The 17,058-nt window shown below is 47.2% G+C and carries 24 protein-coding genes; 12 read left to right on the top strand and 12 right to left on the bottom strand.

Features of this window, described 5'->3' with window-relative positions; all coding sequences use genetic code 11:
* Nucleotides 1-3 precede the first annotated feature (3 nt).
* Genes KNP76_RS13165 through KNP76_RS13155 form a run of 3 tightly spaced genes read left to right on the top strand, consistent with a single transcriptional unit; the run spans nucleotide 4 to nucleotide 2,187 of the window.
* Nucleotides 4-453 (top strand): hypothetical protein, encoded by a 450-nt coding sequence (locus KNP76_RS13165; protein WP_214844792.1) that lies wholly within the window; start codon nucleotides 4-6, stop codon nucleotides 451-453.
* Between the two features lie 5 nt (nucleotides 454-458).
* Nucleotides 459-746 (top strand): hypothetical protein, encoded by a 288-nt coding sequence (locus KNP76_RS13160; RefSeq protein ID WP_131472589.1) that lies wholly within the window; start codon nucleotides 459-461, stop codon nucleotides 744-746.
* A 4-nt stretch (nucleotides 747-750) separates the two neighbouring features.
* Nucleotides 751-2,187, top strand: a complete 1,437-nt coding sequence (locus KNP76_RS13155; protein WP_114167483.1) for an ImmA/IrrE family metallo-endopeptidase — start codon at nucleotides 751-753, stop codon at nucleotides 2,185-2,187.
* A gap of 69 nt (nucleotides 2,188-2,256) precedes the next feature.
* Here the strand turns inward: KNP76_RS13155 and mphN are convergent, their stop codons facing one another.
* From mphN to KNP76_RS13140, 3 genes are all read right to left on the bottom strand, one after another.
* A complete protein-coding gene (gene mphN / locus KNP76_RS13150) occupies nucleotides 2,257-3,147 on the bottom strand; it encodes a macrolide 2'-phosphotransferase (RefSeq protein WP_214758528.1) in 891 nt (296 codons plus the stop codon).
* A 535-nt stretch (nucleotides 3,148-3,682) separates the two neighbouring features.
* Nucleotides 3,683-3,907, bottom strand: coding sequence for a DUF3006 domain-containing protein (locus KNP76_RS13145; protein WP_214756845.1), 225 nt, complete (start codon nucleotides 3,905-3,907; stop codon nucleotides 3,683-3,685).
* Entirely contained in the window at nucleotides 3,904-4,746 is an 843-nt protein-coding gene (locus KNP76_RS13140) for a ComEC/Rec2 family competence protein (RefSeq protein WP_214844791.1), read from the bottom strand. The genes KNP76_RS13145 and KNP76_RS13140 overlap by 4 nt, the downstream gene beginning before the upstream one ends.
* Before the next feature lie 144 nt (nucleotides 4,747-4,890).
* Here KNP76_RS13140 and KNP76_RS13135 point away from each other — a divergent pair, with 144 nt between their 5' ends.
* The 5 genes from KNP76_RS13135 (at nucleotide 4,891) to KNP76_RS13115 (ending at nucleotide 7,518) form a co-directional block, all read left to right on the top strand.
* Nucleotides 4,891-5,172 (top strand): hypothetical protein, encoded by a 282-nt coding sequence (locus KNP76_RS13135; protein ID WP_214844790.1) that lies wholly within the window; start codon nucleotides 4,891-4,893, stop codon nucleotides 5,170-5,172.
* Nucleotides 5,173-5,306: 134 nt separating this feature from the next.
* Nucleotides 5,307-5,687: a hypothetical protein gene (locus KNP76_RS13130; RefSeq protein WP_214844789.1), complete on the top strand. Its 381-nt coding sequence runs from the start codon at nucleotides 5,307-5,309 to the stop codon at nucleotides 5,685-5,687.
* A gap of 233 nt (nucleotides 5,688-5,920) precedes the next feature.
* Nucleotides 5,921-6,520: a hypothetical protein gene (locus KNP76_RS13125; protein ID WP_114167421.1), complete on the top strand. Its 600-nt coding sequence runs from the start codon at nucleotides 5,921-5,923 to the stop codon at nucleotides 6,518-6,520.
* A gap of 142 nt (nucleotides 6,521-6,662) precedes the next feature.
* On the top strand, nucleotides 6,663-7,091 hold the full coding sequence (locus KNP76_RS13120; RefSeq protein WP_214844788.1) for a MarR family winged helix-turn-helix transcriptional regulator: 429 nt from the start codon (nucleotides 6,663-6,665) through the stop codon (nucleotides 7,089-7,091).
* The gene (locus KNP76_RS13115; RefSeq protein ID WP_114167423.1) at nucleotides 7,078-7,518 is read left to right on the top strand and encodes a small multi-drug export protein; all 441 of its coding nucleotides are present in this window, start codon (nucleotides 7,078-7,080) and stop codon (nucleotides 7,516-7,518) included. Before KNP76_RS13120 ends, KNP76_RS13115 begins: the two co-directional genes overlap by 14 nt.
* Nucleotides 7,519-7,583: 65 nt before the next feature.
* Here KNP76_RS13115 and KNP76_RS13110 read toward each other — a convergent pair whose 3' ends face one another.
* The 5 genes from KNP76_RS13110 to KNP76_RS13090 all read right to left on the bottom strand — a co-directional run bounded on the left by KNP76_RS13110 (nucleotide 7,584) and on the right by KNP76_RS13090 (nucleotide 12,508).
* Nucleotides 7,584-8,315, bottom strand: coding sequence for a sugar isomerase domain-containing protein (locus KNP76_RS13110; RefSeq protein WP_114167424.1), 732 nt, complete (start codon nucleotides 8,313-8,315; stop codon nucleotides 7,584-7,586).
* A 3-nt stretch (nucleotides 8,316-8,318) separates the two neighbouring features.
* Nucleotides 8,319-9,587 (bottom strand): PTS ascorbate transporter subunit IIC, encoded by a 1,269-nt coding sequence (locus tag KNP76_RS13105; protein ID WP_114167425.1) that lies wholly within the window; start codon nucleotides 9,585-9,587, stop codon nucleotides 8,319-8,321.
* 14 nt (nucleotides 9,588-9,601) lie between these two features.
* Nucleotides 9,602-9,874, bottom strand: coding sequence for a PTS sugar transporter subunit IIB (locus tag KNP76_RS13100; RefSeq protein WP_114167426.1), 273 nt, complete (start codon nucleotides 9,872-9,874; stop codon nucleotides 9,602-9,604).
* On the bottom strand, nucleotides 9,871-11,697 hold the full coding sequence (locus KNP76_RS13095; RefSeq protein WP_214844787.1) for a BglG family transcription antiterminator: 1,827 nt from the start codon (nucleotides 11,695-11,697) through the stop codon (nucleotides 9,871-9,873). Before KNP76_RS13095 ends, KNP76_RS13100 begins: the two co-directional genes overlap by 4 nt.
* Nucleotides 11,698-12,076: 379 nt before the next feature.
* On the bottom strand, nucleotides 12,077-12,508 hold the full coding sequence (locus KNP76_RS13090) for a transposase (protein WP_251137491.1): 432 nt from the start codon (nucleotides 12,506-12,508) through the stop codon (nucleotides 12,077-12,079).
* 28 nt (nucleotides 12,509-12,536) lie between these two features.
* Between KNP76_RS13090 and KNP76_RS13085 the strand changes: the two genes are divergently transcribed.
* Entirely contained in the window at nucleotides 12,537-12,986 is a 450-nt protein-coding gene (locus tag KNP76_RS13085) for a hypothetical protein (protein WP_251137490.1), read from the top strand.
* Between the two features lie 117 nt (nucleotides 12,987-13,103).
* On the opposite strand, the gene KNP76_RS13080 is transcribed toward KNP76_RS13085, so the two are convergent.
* The 3 genes from KNP76_RS13080 to KNP76_RS13070 form a co-directional block, all read right to left on the bottom strand.
* Nucleotides 13,104-13,478 (bottom strand): hypothetical protein, encoded by a 375-nt coding sequence (locus KNP76_RS13080; protein ID WP_214844785.1) that lies wholly within the window; start codon nucleotides 13,476-13,478, stop codon nucleotides 13,104-13,106.
* Between the two features lie 236 nt (nucleotides 13,479-13,714).
* On the bottom strand, nucleotides 13,715-13,939 hold the full coding sequence (locus tag KNP76_RS13075) for a DUF3006 domain-containing protein (protein ID WP_214844784.1): 225 nt from the start codon (nucleotides 13,937-13,939) through the stop codon (nucleotides 13,715-13,717).
* Nucleotides 13,936-14,778 carry a ComEC/Rec2 family competence protein gene (locus KNP76_RS13070; RefSeq protein WP_214844783.1) on the bottom strand — a complete coding sequence of 281 codons (843 nt, stop codon included), beginning with the start codon at nucleotides 14,776-14,778 and terminating at the stop codon, nucleotides 13,936-13,938. The genes KNP76_RS13075 and KNP76_RS13070 overlap by 4 nt, the downstream gene beginning before the upstream one ends.
* A 143-nt stretch (nucleotides 14,779-14,921) precedes the next feature.
* Between KNP76_RS13070 and KNP76_RS13065 the strand changes: the two genes are divergently transcribed.
* From KNP76_RS13065 to KNP76_RS13055, 3 genes are all read left to right on the top strand, one after another.
* Nucleotides 14,922-15,203: a hypothetical protein gene (locus KNP76_RS13065; protein ID WP_214844782.1), complete on the top strand. Its 282-nt coding sequence runs from the start codon at nucleotides 14,922-14,924 to the stop codon at nucleotides 15,201-15,203.
* Nucleotides 15,204-15,326: 123 nt separating this feature from the next.
* Nucleotides 15,327-15,707 (top strand): hypothetical protein, encoded by a 381-nt coding sequence (locus tag KNP76_RS13060; RefSeq protein WP_214844781.1) that lies wholly within the window; start codon nucleotides 15,327-15,329, stop codon nucleotides 15,705-15,707.
* 56 nt (nucleotides 15,708-15,763) lie between these two features.
* Complete coding sequence (locus KNP76_RS13055; RefSeq protein ID WP_214844780.1) at nucleotides 15,764-16,705, top strand: DNA/RNA non-specific endonuclease; 942 nt, start codon at nucleotides 15,764-15,766, stop codon at nucleotides 16,703-16,705.
* A gap of 229 nt (nucleotides 16,706-16,934) precedes the next feature.
* On the opposite strand, the gene KNP76_RS13050 is transcribed toward KNP76_RS13055, so the two are convergent.
* On the bottom strand, nucleotides 16,935-17,058 hold a 124-nt coding region (locus tag KNP76_RS13050), incomplete at its 5' end, for an IS3 family transposase (RefSeq protein WP_214844806.1).

The raw sequence follows: 17,058 nt of genomic DNA, 5'->3' as shown, positions 1-17,058 counted from the left end.
ACAATGGAAGAATTGAGACAAATCCGTCTCCGTTTGAAGCCGGAGACGGTCACGTATTTAGAGGAGTTCGCCGACGACAAACGCTTCGGCCACCTCGGTCAGGTCATCGACCACATCGCAGAAGAACATAGAGAACTGGCCGACGAGAAGTGGGACATGCAGTTCCTCACCCGCTCGATCAGCACGCAGGTCTCCCGTCACATCGAGGAATTGGTGCACGAGCAGATGTCGACGGAGCTCGAACGCATCCGCCTCGCCGCAAACCGCTCTGACCGTCATGGGCAAATCCTGACAGAGCTCCTGCAGGCACTCATGCAGACCGAGGGCATCGAGGACATCATGACGACGGACCAGTTCAAGCCGACGTTCCTCGCGACGGCGGAACGTGTCGTCCAGGAACGTATCGAGCATCAAAAACAGAAGAAGGACACTTTAACTTTTGAGAGAGGATGAATCTTATGCGACCACTTGACCGTCCCTTCACGATGGGACAACTGTTGACGCTTCAATCTGATACCGTCACGGTCCTCATCTATGGAAAACGGTACGACATCCCGGTGTCCGTTTCCGAGCACCAGCTTTTAACAACCATCGCGCAAGACGAGATCGTCTTGCTTCCCATCAATTTCGAGCGGACACGGCTGTTACTCGACATACCGGAATTATCGCCACAACTCGAACGTGAACTGAACGAATTTGCGGATAGTGATGAATCTGTCACCGCCTTGTTGAAGGAAGGAGTCTGACACAATGGCCAAGATGAAGACGAACGAAGAGCGGAAGGCCGAGCTCGAAGCCTTGACCGAACAAATGGGAAAACAGATCGACAGCTACTTCGAGAGCCCGGAAAAGATTCGTGAGCATCTACAGTTCCTCGGCAAGTTCCATCAATACTCGATGCGGAACGCGGTCTTGATCGAATCCCAGTTCCCCGGCGCAGTCGCAGTCGGCTCTTATCCGTTCTGGGAGAAGCAAGGCGCACAGGTTCAAAAAGGTGAACGTGGCATCAAGGTGTTCGTCCCGAACCCGGTGACGTACGCCTTACACAAAGATGAATGGGTACCGCTCAGCAAGGCACCGAAGTCGATCAAGGACGGCGTGAAACAAGGGCGAGTCCCGTCACGCAAGATGATGTATTTCAAGATTGGTCACGTGTTCGAGTACACACAGACCGACGCGCGCGAGAAAGGAATCGAGGTCTCGGGCATCTTCAAACGGTATCACCGGGACGGCGGGCTCGAGAACGAACAAGACATCCGTGACGCCTTGACGACGCTCGCAGATGCCCGGAATGTGACACTATTGGAGGAACCGCTCGACGAAATCGGGACGGCGAAGGGTTGTTACTATCCGGAACTACATGCAATCGCCTTGAACCCACGAAACACGTCGATCGAGGACATCAGCGTCCTGATCCACGAGCTCGCTCACGCGGAGCTACACAACCAAGAGCGGAATTTTGAACGCGATCAACCGCTCACGGCGCCCGAGAAGGAGTTCCAAGCCGAGATGGTCGCCTATGTCGTCTCACATCAACTCGGGTTCCCGACGGACGATTTCTCGCTTTCTTATCTGGCCGGCTGGACGAAAGACAAGGAGCTCCTCGACAAGGAACAACTGTTGCAGGAAGTCCATCAGACGTCCGCAGCTTTTATCGACCATATCGAATCACATTTAGAGAAGGTGAACACCTTGCAACAAGAGAAAGAGCAGAGCCCTCTTGATTACCTTGAACAGCTGGAGCGGCGCATGGGATGGAAAGACGCTGACCTCAGTCTTTATGAACGAGTGCATGCCGTACAAAGTGTGTTTCCCGAGGAAGTGGAGCCCTATCTGAACGCAAAAGCGGCCCTCGAGACGAACCTGAAAGTGGATCGCGTCGATGAGCCGCTCATGTATATTCACGGTATGGGTCTCGGGTTTCAGCAGTTCGGCATCACCAATAATCATGACTTCAGTGAAGACCAGGTTGTCGCTTATACAATCGCCTTACCGAATCAGCCATTGGTCAGTGGTCACTTCGACCCGGAAAGTGCCGTACATCCTTTACACCATCTTGAAAAAACCAATCGTTTGGAGAGACCGGTCCTGAAATCGCTTGAAAATCACTGGCATGACGTGTTGTTAGATGAAGAACAAAAGTCCCTTTCAAGAATTTCATTGTTTAACATCGAAAGACTCTGGTGACATTCGTGGGTATGATGATTTAAAAATTCATACCCTTTTCAATTTCAGAGCGCTGCCATTGCTTTTACCTCATACATTTTGTGTAAGCATATGAGCAGCTGTTTCACGCATATCTTGTAGGTCAGATATCTCTGCAAATTCAGCTACAGTTATTGCGCTGGTTGTTAACAACTCAATTATATGCTCGTCCATTCTTGACCATGTTCTTCCGCCTGCATTATCGTAAGCATCGAGTAACTTTGTCAAACCATCCTTACCAAACAGTAATAGATGTGATAGAAAATCCACAGATGTGTCCGCAATACTAATTTCTGTCCAATCTATCAAACCAGAGACCTCAAAATTCTTATTTATTAGTATGTGGCCAGGGTGTAAATCCCCGTGGCTTACACCTACATGCGATGGCCATAGCGAATCATTCGCCAACCATTCTTGCCAACGCTCCCATAGCTCTGAATTCACATGATACTTCTGTCTCACCTTCTCCATCCGTATCTTCATTGAACTGTTTAAATCTCTAGCATATAGAGTTTTGATACCGATTTCTTTGAAGTGTCGATGTGGTAATGTGTGTAGTTCTGCCAACACTTTACCTAATGACTGATAGTAAGATTGTGGTGTATTCTCTTTGTCAAAACTCCAGATGTAATCTTGTTGCTCTACATCAATTGTTGCAACCGGAACACCATCTAATTGCTTATACGCAATTAGTTCATCATCAAAAATTGACCAATTTGGAACTTGAAAACTCACATGTTCTTCCATAATTTCTAGTGCCCTCTTTTCTTTCAAGGCGCTCCTCATCGAATCTAATCTTCGAGGAATTCTTAGTATCCACTTGCTACCAAGCGTATCTTTTGCATAAGCAACCTGAAAATCAACACCCGATTCATTTACCACAATGCTATTCTCTAACACATCTAATCCTTTATTTTTTGCAAGCCGTTTAAATTCGTTCATGATTTGTTCCTCCAATTTTTATGTTGTGCGATAAGCAAGTGAAATTTATGCATTTTTAATACTTTTTCATTTCAATCTTTTCTAATTAGACTTAACTAAATGAAGTCATAAAAAAATCACAGACAAAATGGTGTCTGTGATCAAGAGTAAATGAGCTACAACCAAGAAGCGTCCATTATCAAAAATAAAAGGACACGACAAAAAGAGTTGTAAATCTGCTATGTTTGTAAGTGTGTGGTTTCTTCGTCAAAGATTGATAAAAATGTGCAGACTACTCCCATTTACTCTGTTTTATGAAAACAGAGCCTTTGAACATATTCAATTAGCCATTGTTCAAAGTGTGGTGGCGTAATCTCCCGGCGTGCATCATTCTTAACAATCCTCCTAGTGAATATTATGCTGTTGACTTTATATCAGTTTTTATTCAATGTCAATCGAGCTTTATATTTAGATAAAAATTATTTGCCGATTTGTCTTTATTAAATACTGATTTGTAAGTTTTAAAAATATAATCATGAATAATTGATACTCGTTTTTAATCTTCCCAAAGCTCATCCATCAACTCATCGATATCACTCGATAATCGTTTGCGTTCCTTGGCGTCCACTTCAACTTTCCCATCTTCATAAAACCAAAGCACGTCACCAGGTTGAACCGTGTCTGGAAGTCGTGCCTTTGGAATGTCTTCCATCACTTCTCCAAATTCAACGACAGCCAAGTCTCCTTCAAAGCGGTCGATGATCCCTCTGCGTCGCTTCATTTTGATTTTTTCACGGTATAGCTCGAACCGTTCCCCGCGATGATGATCGTGCCGTTCTTGTCTGTACGAAGCGTATTCACTTTTTGACGCTTCAAATTCGTCACTACTTCGGACGTCGGGTGCCCGTAGCTGTTCTTCCCGACACTGATGATGGCATGCTTCGGTTTGACCGTGTTCAGGAACGTGCTGCTTGTCGAGGTCTTCGCACCGTGATGCCCCACCTTCAAGACATCCGCTCGGAGTGTCTGTTTCTTCGCCATCATGTCCTTCTCGGACACGTGTTCCGCGTCCCCTGTGAACAAGAACGTGTTCTTCTTGTACGTCACATGAAGGACAGCACTCCAGTTGTTCAAGTCACTGTTCGAGTAGGATTTGACCGGACCCACAAACTTCGCGCTGACACCTTTGATTGGTAGTTTCACGCCGGCCTGTGCCGTTTTGATGGTCTTCCCTTCCCGTTTAACGGCTTGAAGGAAGTCTTTGTAGGCTTGGGTCGTGTGCTTCACTTTTGGCGCGTAGACGTTCTCGACACGGTAGGCATCCAAAATTTCATCTAATCCACCGATATGATCTGCGTCCGGATGCGTCGAGATCAATACTTCGATGTCATCCACTTTTTGTTTCTTGAGATAGGCGACAATGGCATCGCCCTTTCCTTTGTTCCCCCCGTCGATGATGACGTCCTCACCGCTCGGCATCTTGATATAGATGGCGTCTCCCTGCCCGACATCGATGTAATGGACTTTGATGCTTGCAGCGGCTGATGCTTCCCCGTATGGCGACACCAATAACGCTCCACTAAATAGAACGGCACTCCCAATCTTGATCCATTTATTCATCTTCTATCACTCCACTTTAAAATTATTGTAAAATTATCCGACACACCTTTATTATAATCCGCTATTTGTTAAATAGCTTCTTATTCCTGTGGTTGACCACATACATAAATAGGTAAGGTGTAATTGATAGGAGGAGTGAGAGAAATGGATTTACGAAAACCAATCGCAATAAACAAGACGAATAAACCGGTCCTGATTTTTAAAGACGGGATAGAATTAAAGGAGTGTGTCTCCATTCAGGAAGCTGCACATTATCTGAAAGCATACACGTTATGCACCGCCATGCCGTATCGTCATATTATGAATGGCATCATCCTTGATGAGACCTGGATCCATGAGGGGAGCAGCTATCGGTTCACCACTGATCCCGATGTGAAAAAAGCAAAGTTAGAAGAGATGAAAGTCCGGAACAAAGTCCGTTTTTAAGGAAGGACAGAATATGAAATCGAACAGGTCTCATGTGCTTTATCTTATACACGCTGTACACTGATTCGTCACTGTTTGTTAAAACCCTACGAGGTACATACGAGGTACACTTGAACTAAAAAGGGGTTCTCCTCATGCGACTTCAAGAATGGATCCAGCAATATCACGGTACAGAGATACTACGCTTTGATCACCTTTGCGAGTACTTGGATGCGACACCGTTTGAAATCAAACACCACCTTGATGGAATCAGTCCTGAGATAACCGGCGTACTGAAGTCAGAAGAGGGTGTTGGCGACGACGTGTTCATCACGAAGCTGGAACATCATTTGCTTAATCGATTCGACAAACGAAGAAAAAAAGTGAAAGTCACGATTGAGGTCGAACTGCCATTACCGGAAGAAGCCTACAATTTTTGTCAACGCGAACGGTTTAGAATGATCGAACGCGTCACTCAACATATGGACGAACAAAACGTGAAGGATTGGCGCATCCTAAACATACGGAGGATATAATTGATTTAGGTGTATGCAGATTCGTCTACATATACCTACACATATTCTGTACGGATGATGTCATCCGATAGGTCGGCGACGCAACCGAATTCGAGATGGACATCACGTATCTGGTCACGACATGAGTACACCTGCACTGTCAGAAGGTACGTCGTCACCGATTCGTTTGACATGACCACTGGCTCTATTCCTGTATGCGTGACAACGACAAGGATGGGCGAGGAGTAATGCAATTGGATGTCCAGTTCGATATCGTCTTGAACTATCGCGATTTTTATATGATTTTGTATCGGGAACGTCACTTTTGGTGGGGTGAGGAGGTCGAGGAGTTGTTCACCTCATTCGATCGACACTTCATCTCATCCCTCCAGTCAACCATCCGTCATCTTTACTCGAATGCTTCCAAAGTGCAGGCTTACAATTTGGCGTTTCTGATCAATGCCCAGCTGCTTGCCTACATGTTGCTCTTGATTGAAGGGAATCATGTACGCGCCCAGTGTTTGACCAAAGAATTGCGGCGCTTGCTCGATGATGCTTGGACGGGTCTGTACGCCCGTCAATCTTCAGGCGCTCTTCCGCTCCGCTATTTCGAGGAGCCACCTACGGCCAGGTCGGTAGAGGATCTGTATCAAGAAATGATCGAGTTCCTCACTCGACTTGATAGCAAGGAGAGCTGGATAAACGCGGTCCGACATATCCAGACCCTTGATCTGAAAGAACACGCCTTCGTGGTGAAGAGCACGCTCGAAGGTTTCTTGCAGGAAGCCACACTAAGTCCGATACACCCTGTTCTCGGCGAGTTGACCGAACTCCTATTCGCCACCACGGATTAAGAAATCATTCTTCGTGACATAACAAGAAGGGACTTCAATGTTTGCTCCTTGACTGGAGCTTTTTCTTCACATATGATTTAATTAACTTAACTAAATCATATTGATGGAGGTCATCATGGATACTGCTCAAGTGGCTCTACAATTGAATAAAAAATTCGACCAGCTCCAACTTCTCTTGCTTGAAGATTATCGACATTTCGTCCGGTTCGACTTGACCGCTCAATCGGAAGCGATCCTAAATTATGTCATGTCACAGTCGAATACCACCCCTAGCGAGATCGGCACTGCGTTCCGGATATCCCGCAGTGCGGTCACCCAAGTGCTGAATCGTCTGGAGGCGGATGGGTTCATCCAGCGACGCCGGGCGGACTCGGACAAACGTGTGACCCTCGTCTCGCTCGGGAAACAGGGGCTAGAGTATCAGGTAGCGCTTGCCGAGTTGACGACGCATCTGTCAAAAACTTACTACTCCCAAATCGACAAACGCGAACTGAATAGGCTCGTCACTTCCCTCGACCAGTTGATTGACGTCGTGACGAGAGTGAAGGAGGACAACGATGGGACTCGTTGAGTATGTCAGCTTGGCGGCGACCGCTTGGTTCATGGGCTTCTTTCCGATGTTCGAGATCTATTTGGCCATTCCGAGCACGATGCTTCTAGGTCTCGATGGAATCTCCGCAGTGCTATGGGCTGGAGTGGGTAATTTTTTGCCGATCCCCCTGCTTGCCTATTTCTATGATTGGCTACATCGGTTCAAACGCCTCAGCGGATGGTTAGATCGCTTAGAGAACCATCGCCTCAGTTATTTGATGCGCGAGAAAGGGAGCTGGATCATCATCCTCGTCACCCCGCTCCTCGGCTCTTGGGTGGTCGGCGTCATCGGACACTCCATCGGCATGAAACGGTTGACTCTCTTAATTTATTCGGCAATCAGCATCTTCGGCTATGGGCTATTGATTGCCTGGCTGACCTCACAAGGCATCGAGATTGCCGTCTGAATGGAATCCCGTTAATAGGTAACGGGGTGCCATTGTTCTCAAAAGGAACAACGGCACCCCGTCGGTTACATGTAATGGATTCTTGTTTGATTCTTTGATAGCATCTCCTTATTTTTTTCGGCCGTCCCGTCTAAGTTGGCACTGTAAAAGATAGGTGGTTCAATATCATGCTCAAGCAATCCTTCGACGACTTCTACCAACAGCATGTTGACAATCGTAGCCCCGATCACGGTGGAGGTGGGCGCGATGTATTGGTCCAGTGGTTCGATGTACACGGTGGCGTCCCCTGTACGCCCGTGATTGTCGAACGTCACATCGGCCAGTTCGTAGAGACGCATCCCACTCGAGTGCCGGGACGTGGTCTCCATCGAATAGGTCTTGTTGGTGATGGCGATAATTTTGACCCCGCGCTCTTTGGCAGCCGTGACGAGATCGATCATCACCGGGTTCCGCCCCGAGACGGAATGGGCGAGCAAAATGTCACCTGCTTGGAACGGGACATGTTTGGCCAACACCCGGCCGTAACCTTCAAGTGACTCCAGATCAGACGTTTTGGTCACAGGACGTGTGTCAAGCATCAGGTTACGATCAAATATAGGATTAAAGAGGGCCAAGCCCCCGGCCCGGTAGAACAATTCTTCAGACAAAATCCCCGCATGCGATGCGCCGAAAGTGAACAGCGTGTTCCCTGACGAGATAGCCTCCACAATCAAGGCGGCGGCCTCTTCAAAAATCTCGGCATCGGCCTCCACTTGTTTCAGTTGCGTCTCGACCTGACGTAAATAACTATCCTTCATGGATCATCCTCCTATTATCCGAGCGATTAAGTCCGCAAGCCAACCGAATAAGGAGAAATCGTTCCCTCCAAAGATGAGCATCCAATCGCCTATCGTGTTCGAGAAGACCGGAATACTGATCGCTAATAATAACACCATCACCGCGGCAGCTACCGTGGTACCGATGACGGCCCCTCTCAATCCGCCCTGTCCTTCCGCCAAGACCGCGGCCGTTCCACATTCAAAGAAAGACGTGATGACCAAAGGCAACAACAAAAACCCTAAGTTGAATTGGCTGTTAATCAACACGATCAAAGCCGTTGAAGTGAACATCGCCACGATAAAACCAATCATCATGGCATTCGGGCGATAGTTGAAAATAATAGGCGCATCGAGCGCCGGGATGGCGTTTGGCACCAATCGATCCGAGATCCCTTTGAAGGCCGGTAGAATCTGTTGAATCATCATCCGTACCCCGGCCAGCATGATCGTAAGACCAGCCCCAAACTCGAGACCTTTGGTGAGTGCGTAGGTCCCTAAGGAGAGCGTGGTCTCCGGATCCATTGCGCTCTTACCGACCCACAGGCCCACGACGATATAGACGAGAAGCACGACCACACCACCAGTGATAGCGATCTCCCGGAAAAAACCTAACGACTTCGGGATTTTGAGGTCTTCCGTCGACTTGTCCTTGTTCCCGACATATTTCGCGATGATAGCGGCCGTTAGGGACAGAAATCCTGTCGGGTGACCTAAGGTGAACGAACGGTCTCCCGTCACTGCCGTCACGAAAGGTGTGAGAAGGGCCGGCATGACGATGAAGTAAAAGGCCGAGGCAACTGTCGCGAACACGATGACACCCGTCGTAGAAAACTGATTCTCGACGGCAACGGCGACAAACACGTATGGGAACCAAAAAAGCATATGTCCCGTTAAGAAGATATGTTTGATCCGTGTGAAACGCGCGACCAAAACGTTTGTCAAAAACGCCAACATCATCGCGATACCGATGGCCCCTCCGTAATCGGTCAAGATATCGATGGGTTCAGATACGGCACTGGCCCCATCCGCCGCCGCGAGCGAGGTCATCGCATTTTGAATCGGGGCGATGGAGCGTACGATAATATCTGTCCCTAGCGTCAAAATCAAGACACCGATGGCCGTCAACGCCGAACCTTTCACGACCTCACTGAACGCCTTTCGTTGCAATAAAAGCCCTACCATGGCAATGAGTCCTAAAAGAATCGGGGGCTGTCGAAATACTTCGGTGATGACGAGTTCTAGTAATTGCATAGCAACGCACTCCTTTACAGGTCGATTTGTCTAGTGGCCTCAAGCACCTCTTTGTAATTCATGAACTGTTTGATTGAAATGATGGGACAGCGCACTTGCCCTTCAAGTTGGTCGGCGAACTCGGCAGAAGTGTAGATTAAATCCGGGTTCATGCTGGTCGCGGAAGAGATGTCGGTATTATCCACTTGGGCTTCGATTCCGAGCTCGGTAAATGCCTTCTCCACCTGCATTTTTAAGACCATGGATGATCCGACCCCAAACCCGCAAACCGCTAATACGTGTTTCATAGTTGCTCCTCCTCTTGAAATATTGACAAAATCTCGTCAGGCGTCTTAGCCTGTGAGATGGCGTCGAATGTGGGATTGTCAGAAAGTAATTCAATGAGTTCAGACAGTGCATGGAGATGAGAGTCAGTATCCACGGCCGCCAAGAACACAATGACGTTTACCGGGACTTCTTCATTTGAGAATGGGATCGATTCTCTGAGCACCAGTAGGCTCATGCTCAACTCGTTCACTTGTTCGCTCGGCCGCGCGTGTGGGAGTGCGAAGTCATCGCGTAGAACCATGTAGGCCCCATTAGCGTGAATGTTTTCAATGACAGCATCGACATATCCCGGTTCAATGCGTTTTGTCTCAAGAAGTGGTCGCGCCGCTAGACGGACGGCTTCTTCCCACGGTAACGTGTCTGCCGTGACATGTATGGTTTCTTCTGTCAGTAAATCTCGTAGCATGATCGGATAATCCCCTTTATTCTGATGGTGGTGTAGTTGCTCCTCTACTTTGATTTCATTCAAGATGGCTCGGTACCTGGCCTCAGACACGTTTCGTTTGACGACTCGCAATATCATTTGACGGTTAAACGTCTGCTTGCTGATATAAGGTTTCAACTTGATGAGGTCGGCTTCCGTCAAAATCGGTGCCACCCGGATCCAGTCCTTTTTTGCCACGTCCCTTGGTGGAGCCGTCGTGGTGATGAGCACATCAGCGTGTTCAATGTTCTCAAAGGAGCGACACTCGATCATTTCAGCCGTGACGCCGGCTTTTATGAGTTGCTCTCGAATGGAGTACGATATCGTCGTCCCTTCATAACAAGCGATCGTCAGCTTACGATGTGGGGCCTCTATTAAGTGGCTATTGACAAGAAGTGTCAAGAAAGAGGCTTCCTGCTCCTCGAAGTCTTTACTCATCCGGGTCGTGATTAACGTACGTAGGCTGACTTTGATGAGTCGGAACATATGTGGAAACTGTTGTAGCACGTCCTTATATAACGGGTTCGGGTATACAATCCCTACCGCATGTCGATACAAGGCCGCCGTCAAATGGGCATGGATAAGCGGGATGGCGCGAGGGTCGATCTCTATATGAATCAACGAAGAGAGTTGTTTGACGAAGGTCGTCGCGATGTCCAAGGATGTATCTTGTTCCAGCCGGATGGACAACCCTTTCTGTAGCACGTTGTCATACTCAGCCTCATTGAACGGCGCGGTCAATGAATGGCCTTGGGCTATTCTTATCGATTGGATCTGTTTTGCCAGCTGGTACATATGGGACGCCTGTGAGGTGACTGGGCTCGTCTCTTTAAGTAATCCGATGCGATGCAGTTTTTGAGTGTATGGGCTAAGAAGGTTGATCAAGGTGCGACGAACAATTATTTCCTCACCCTCGAAACGATAGGCCCTTGTGTCGTGAATCAGATTGACTTGATAATGGCTCAAAATGTCACGTAATGTCGCCAAATCGTTCAGAACGGTATTTCGACTGACTTGAAGCTCTTCCATGAAATTTTCGAGGTGCCCATTGAGCCGAGTAAAAAGCAGATATAAGAGTACCGCTTGCCGCTCGCCGATTTCATAAGATCGGAACGCCTGCATCTCTTCCCCGAGCCGCTCATCAAAACTCGGAGTTGACACTCGAATGCTATAACGCCCCAACTCGTCTTTTAAAAGGCTTCCTAACTGTGTATCTTTCAACCAGTGACGAATCGTCTCTATATCGGTGTAAATCGTTTTTCGAGTGACTAAGAATTGATTGGCCAGGTTGGTGACCGTCACCCCAGGTAAATAATATAAAACCTCGGCCATCGATAATTGGCGGTACGTAAGATGCATCTTATTTATCCCCCTTACTCAAATCATAGAGCGTCTGCATGTTGGTTGGAAGTCCAAACTAGTCACGCAAGAATGGATAGAACTTTGGTCATCACATGTCGACATTGCTCTTTTGGGTCTGAACCTACCCTCTCGTACTTTTTACGCGACCGCCATCAATCTCTGAACAGACAGCTCTATAGACGGAAACCACCGGTAAATATATATATATATCGGCATTGAACCTGCCGTCATTCCCCTATCAGATGTTCTAATCTTTATCTTTTTTTGTATACACTATCTTTTATATCAGGAACGGGAATCGAAATTTCGACATCGAATGTATACAAGAAATGGCTTCTATTTTATGGGCTCATCACCATAACACGTGGTTGCTATTTTAACGACCAAGCTCGAAGCGTAATCTCAAAAAGAAACGTTCGAGGTTTCGGTAGCCATAACCACGGCGTTTGATAAGCTTGATTTTGTTGTTCGTTCCTTCCATCTTTCCGTTCGATAGACTGGACACGATCGTTCGACGCATCGCTTCCTCTCGGTTCTGGATCGATTTCGCGATCTTCGCCAGAGGACCGCAAGGATGGGACTGATAACGATCCAACCAATCGGTCAGTCGACGTTTCGCCTGTCCATGGCACGTGGCCTTCAGCACATATCGGATATGTTGAAGTCCTTGATAGAGGTCCCGGGTGAACGGATCTTCCCGAAGGCAAGAATCGGCGACCTCCCGGTCTTCGGGGGACAGCGTCTCCGGACGACAGGCGAGAGCACGGTCAATCACACGGACATGATGGTGACGTCTCGCCTCGTTCAAAAAACGACGCCGACGGCGAAGGGCGTCCGTGAAGAACTGGATGAGATGGAAAGACGCTGACCTCAGTCTTTATGAACGGGTTCATGCCGTACAGAGTGTGTTCCCAGAAGAAGTCGAGTCCTATCTGAACGCAAAAGCGGCCATCGAGACGAACCTGAAGGTGGATTGCATCGATGAGCCGCTCATGTACATTCACGATAAAGGATTCGGGTTCCAGTCATTCGGTGTCGCAAACAACCATGACTTTGCTGAGGATCAACTTGTTGCTTATACAATCGCATTACCGAATCAACCATTGGTCAGTGGTCACTTCGACCCTGAACGAACCGTGCATCCATTACATGATTTAGAGAAAAACAATAAGGTTGAAAAACCACTTTTGAAATCGCTTGAAAATCATTGGCATGACGTGTTGCTTGAGGAAGAAAGAAAATCTATACCAAGAACTGCTCTGTTGAATATTGAACGATTAATATAAATAGTGGCGGATGAAGAATATCTACATTAAATACTCACAAGGCATTAATTTTCTCAAAAGAAGTTTGCCTTGTGAGGAATTTGTAATACCTAACAGTTTTTAGTTGTTTCAACAAAATTATTTACGTGATCTGTCTAAATAAAACATAAGCACAGCAGTTAAACCGTTAACAGCATCTGAATCAAAAAAATCGACTCCGACCATCTGTAAACATTGCAACATTATAATCAACCTACAAACAAACACTTCAGTTGATAAGACGCTTTCTGTTTTAATCAAATGTTCAATTTCCTCTTTAAGCTCTTCTTTTGTTTCTTCATTCATAATCATCTCAGGTGAAGTGTCTTCAAAAGCAACGGAAGACAACAATTTTTTATCTAAAAGTAATATATTTTCTTCTAAAACTTCACTTGAAAGTTTGAACATTTCCATATTACGTACGGTTCTTTCAAGGGATTCTTGCCATGCATTTGATCGATTGAACATCTCCATGCTACGTGCGGCTCTTTTAAGGGATTCCTGCCATGCATTTTGATCGGCTGAGCATCTCCATACTACGTGCGGCTCTTTCAAGGGATTCCTGCCATGCATTTGATTGGTTGAACATCTCTATGCTACGTGTGGCTCTTTCAAAAGAATCCTGCAATGTATCTGTTCTCGACAAAATGTCTAAACTAAGGCTTTTTTCCATGTAGAAATCCCTCCACTTTTTTCTACCAATAACATGTCTAGTCTTCCCAAAGCTCATCCATCAATTCATCGATTTCTTTCGATAACCGTTGTTTTCCCTCTAAGTCAACTTCGACTCGTCCATCTTCGTAAAACCAAAGCACATCCCCAGATTGAACCGATTCAGGGAGTCGTGTCTTTGGAATGTCTTCCATCACTTCCCCGAATTCGACGACAGCCAAGTCCCCTTCAAAGCGGTCGATGATTCCTCTCCGTCGCTTCATTTTGATTTCTTCACGGCGTAACTCGAGCCGTTCCCCGTGATGATGATTGTACCGTTCTTATCTGTGCGAAGTGTGTTCACCTTCTGACGTTTCAAGTTCGTCACCACTTCGGACGTCGGGTGCCCGTAGCTGTTCTTCCCGACACTGATGATGGCATGCTTCGGTTTTACCGTATTCAAGAACGTGCTGCTTGTCGACGTCTTGGCACCGTGATGGCCCACCTTTAAGACATCCGCACGGAGTGTCTGTTTCTTCGCTATCATGTCCTGCTCGGATACGTGTTCCGCGTCCCCTGTGAACAAGAACGTGTTCTTCTTATACATCACATGAAGGACAGCACTCCAGTTGTTCAAGTCACTGTTCGAGTAGGCTTTGACCGGTCCGACAAACTTCGCATTCACACCTTTGATCGGTAGATTCACGCCGGCCTGTGCCGTTTTGATGGTCTTCTTTTCCCGTTTGACGGCTTGAAGGAAATCTTTGTAGGCCTGGGTCGTGTGCTTCACTTTCGGCGCGTAAACGTTCTCGACACGGTAGGCATCTAAAATTTCGTCCAATCCGCCGATATGATCCGCATCCGGATGCGTCGAGATCAATACCTCGATATCGTCGACTTTTTGCATTTTGAGGTAGGCGACGATGGCCTCGCCCTTTCCTTTGTTCCCCCCGTCGATGATGACGTCCTCACCGCTCGGCATCTTGATGTAGATGGCGTCTCCCTGCCCGACATCGATGTAATGGACTTTGATACTCGCAGCGGCCGATGCTTCCCCATAGGGCGACACCAATAGCGCTCCACTAAATAGAACGGCACTCCCAATCTTGATCAATTTATTCATCTTCTATCACTCCACTTTAAAATTATTGTAAAATTATCCAACATACCTTTATTATAATCCGGTATTTGTTAAATAGCTTTTACTTCTTGCGGTTGACCATATACATAAATAGGTAAGGTATGATGATGGGAGGAGTGAGAGAAATGGATTTGCGAAAACCAATCGCAATAAACAAGACGAATAAACCCGTCCTGATTTTTAAAGACGGGGTAGAAGTAAAGGAGTGTGTCTCCATTCAGGAAGCTGCACACTATCTGAAAGCATACACGTTATGCACCGCCATGCCGTATCATCATATTATGAATGGCATCATCCTTGATGAGACCTGGATCCATGAGGGGAGCAGCTATCGGTTCACCACTGATCCTGATGTGAAAAAGGCAAAGCTAGCAGAGATGGAGGCTCAGAACAAAGTTCGTTTTTAAGGAAGGACAGAATATGAAATCGAACAGGTCTCATGTGCGGCACCCTAAACACGCTGTACACGACTTCGTCACTGTTTGTTAAAACCCTACGAGGTACACTTGAACTAAAAAGGGGTTCTCCTTATGCGACTTCAAGAATGGATCCAGCAATATCACGGTACAGAGATACTACGCTTTGATCACCTTTGCGAGTACTTGGATGCGACACCGTTTGAAATCAAACACCACCTTGATGGAATCAGTCCTGAGATAACCGGCGTACTGAAGTCAGAAGAGGGTGTTGACGACGACACGTTCATCACGAAGCTGGAACATCATTTGCTCAGTCGATTCAACAAACGAAGAATAAAAGTGAAAGTCGCGATTGAGGTCGAACTGCCATTACCGGAAGAAGCCTACAATTTTTGTCAACGCGAACGGTTTAGAATGATCGAACGCGTCACCCAGCATATGAACGAACAAAACGTGAAGGATTGGCGCATCGTAAACATGCGGAGGATATAATTGAACATAGATCGTATTGACTCATCTACATATATACATGCTATAAGGAGAACAAAATGAAATTTACCTACTTAGCCTTCCCTTTGGCCATCCTGTTGATGGCCGGTTGTACCAGTAAAGACACCCCTTCTACAATTGAGAAAGCAGAGGAGCCCGCTACTCAAACAGAAGAGGTCGTCGATACGACTGAAACGAGCACAGACGACTCAAATGCGGAGACGACTGCAGAAAAGCCTGCAGAAGCCGAGGAAACGGTCACAAATTTGGATAACAATCAATTTTCCGGCTATAAACTGATCAACGTTGATGGTGGAGATTTGTCTGGATACCGTGAGGCGAATGTCGTCGTCGATATTGGATATGGAAATCGCGAGTATTGGGCATTCACGAATGAACATGGACAGCTTGTGAGGGTGGTGGCTAAAGAAATCATCCTGCAAGATGATGATTCGGAGGATGTGACCTCGGATGGTCGCTACTATCATGATGAGGCGAAAGTTCCAGGTGTCGAACACGGTAATCTCGACGAGGGACACGTCATCGCCGACTCGCTAGGGGGCGTCTCGAACGCCTACAACATCACACCACAAGATAGCACGCTCAACCGCTACGGGGACCAGGCTTATATGGAGGATGTGATCCGTAAAGCCGGCAGCGCGACCGACTTCGAGGCGATCATCACCTATCCCGACACGACGACACATATCCCGTCACACTATGAGTACACCTACACAGTCAGAGGAAATGTCGTCACCGACTCGTTCGACAACGTCAACCCGGATGAAGTGAACGCAGCGCTCGGCCTCACAGAAAGTGAACCGGAATCCGTAGCTGCACCCGAAGCCACAAATGATGTCTCGAGCGTAGATACGAACGGGAACGGTCAGGTGACAATCCAGGAGGCGAAAGACGCCGGTTTTACGATGCCCATCACGAGCGACCATTGGCTCTATCCCTATATGCGTGATAACGACAACGACGGAATGGTCGGGGAATGATTTCAACCAAAAATAAAACAATGATGATTGCATAAAAAGACATCCTCCATTTCTAAGAGAATGTCTTTTTATATTCATTTACGTTTTCGCTTCACTTTATCGAGTCGAATTTTCTCAATCAACGCGTGGATGATCTGTTCATTTCTCCCCGTGAAATCGATTAGGTACGGTACATGAGGATACTGAACTGCTCCCCGTCAAGTAGACAGGGTAAATAATGAAAACCAGCCTAAGCGGCTTGAGACCTGTATTCGACAGGGCTCCAGCCGTTCAGTCGTTTCTGGAGACGATCGTGGTTGTAGAACGATATGTAGTTCTCGATGGCCGCTGTGAGTTCGCTATAGGCCTGGAAC

The organism is Exiguobacterium sp. s150 (assembly GCF_018618435.1).
Lineage (GTDB): Bacteria > Bacillota > Bacilli > Exiguobacteriales > Exiguobacteriaceae > Exiguobacterium > Exiguobacterium alkaliphilum.
This window is presented reverse-complemented; position numbering and strand designations above follow the sequence as displayed.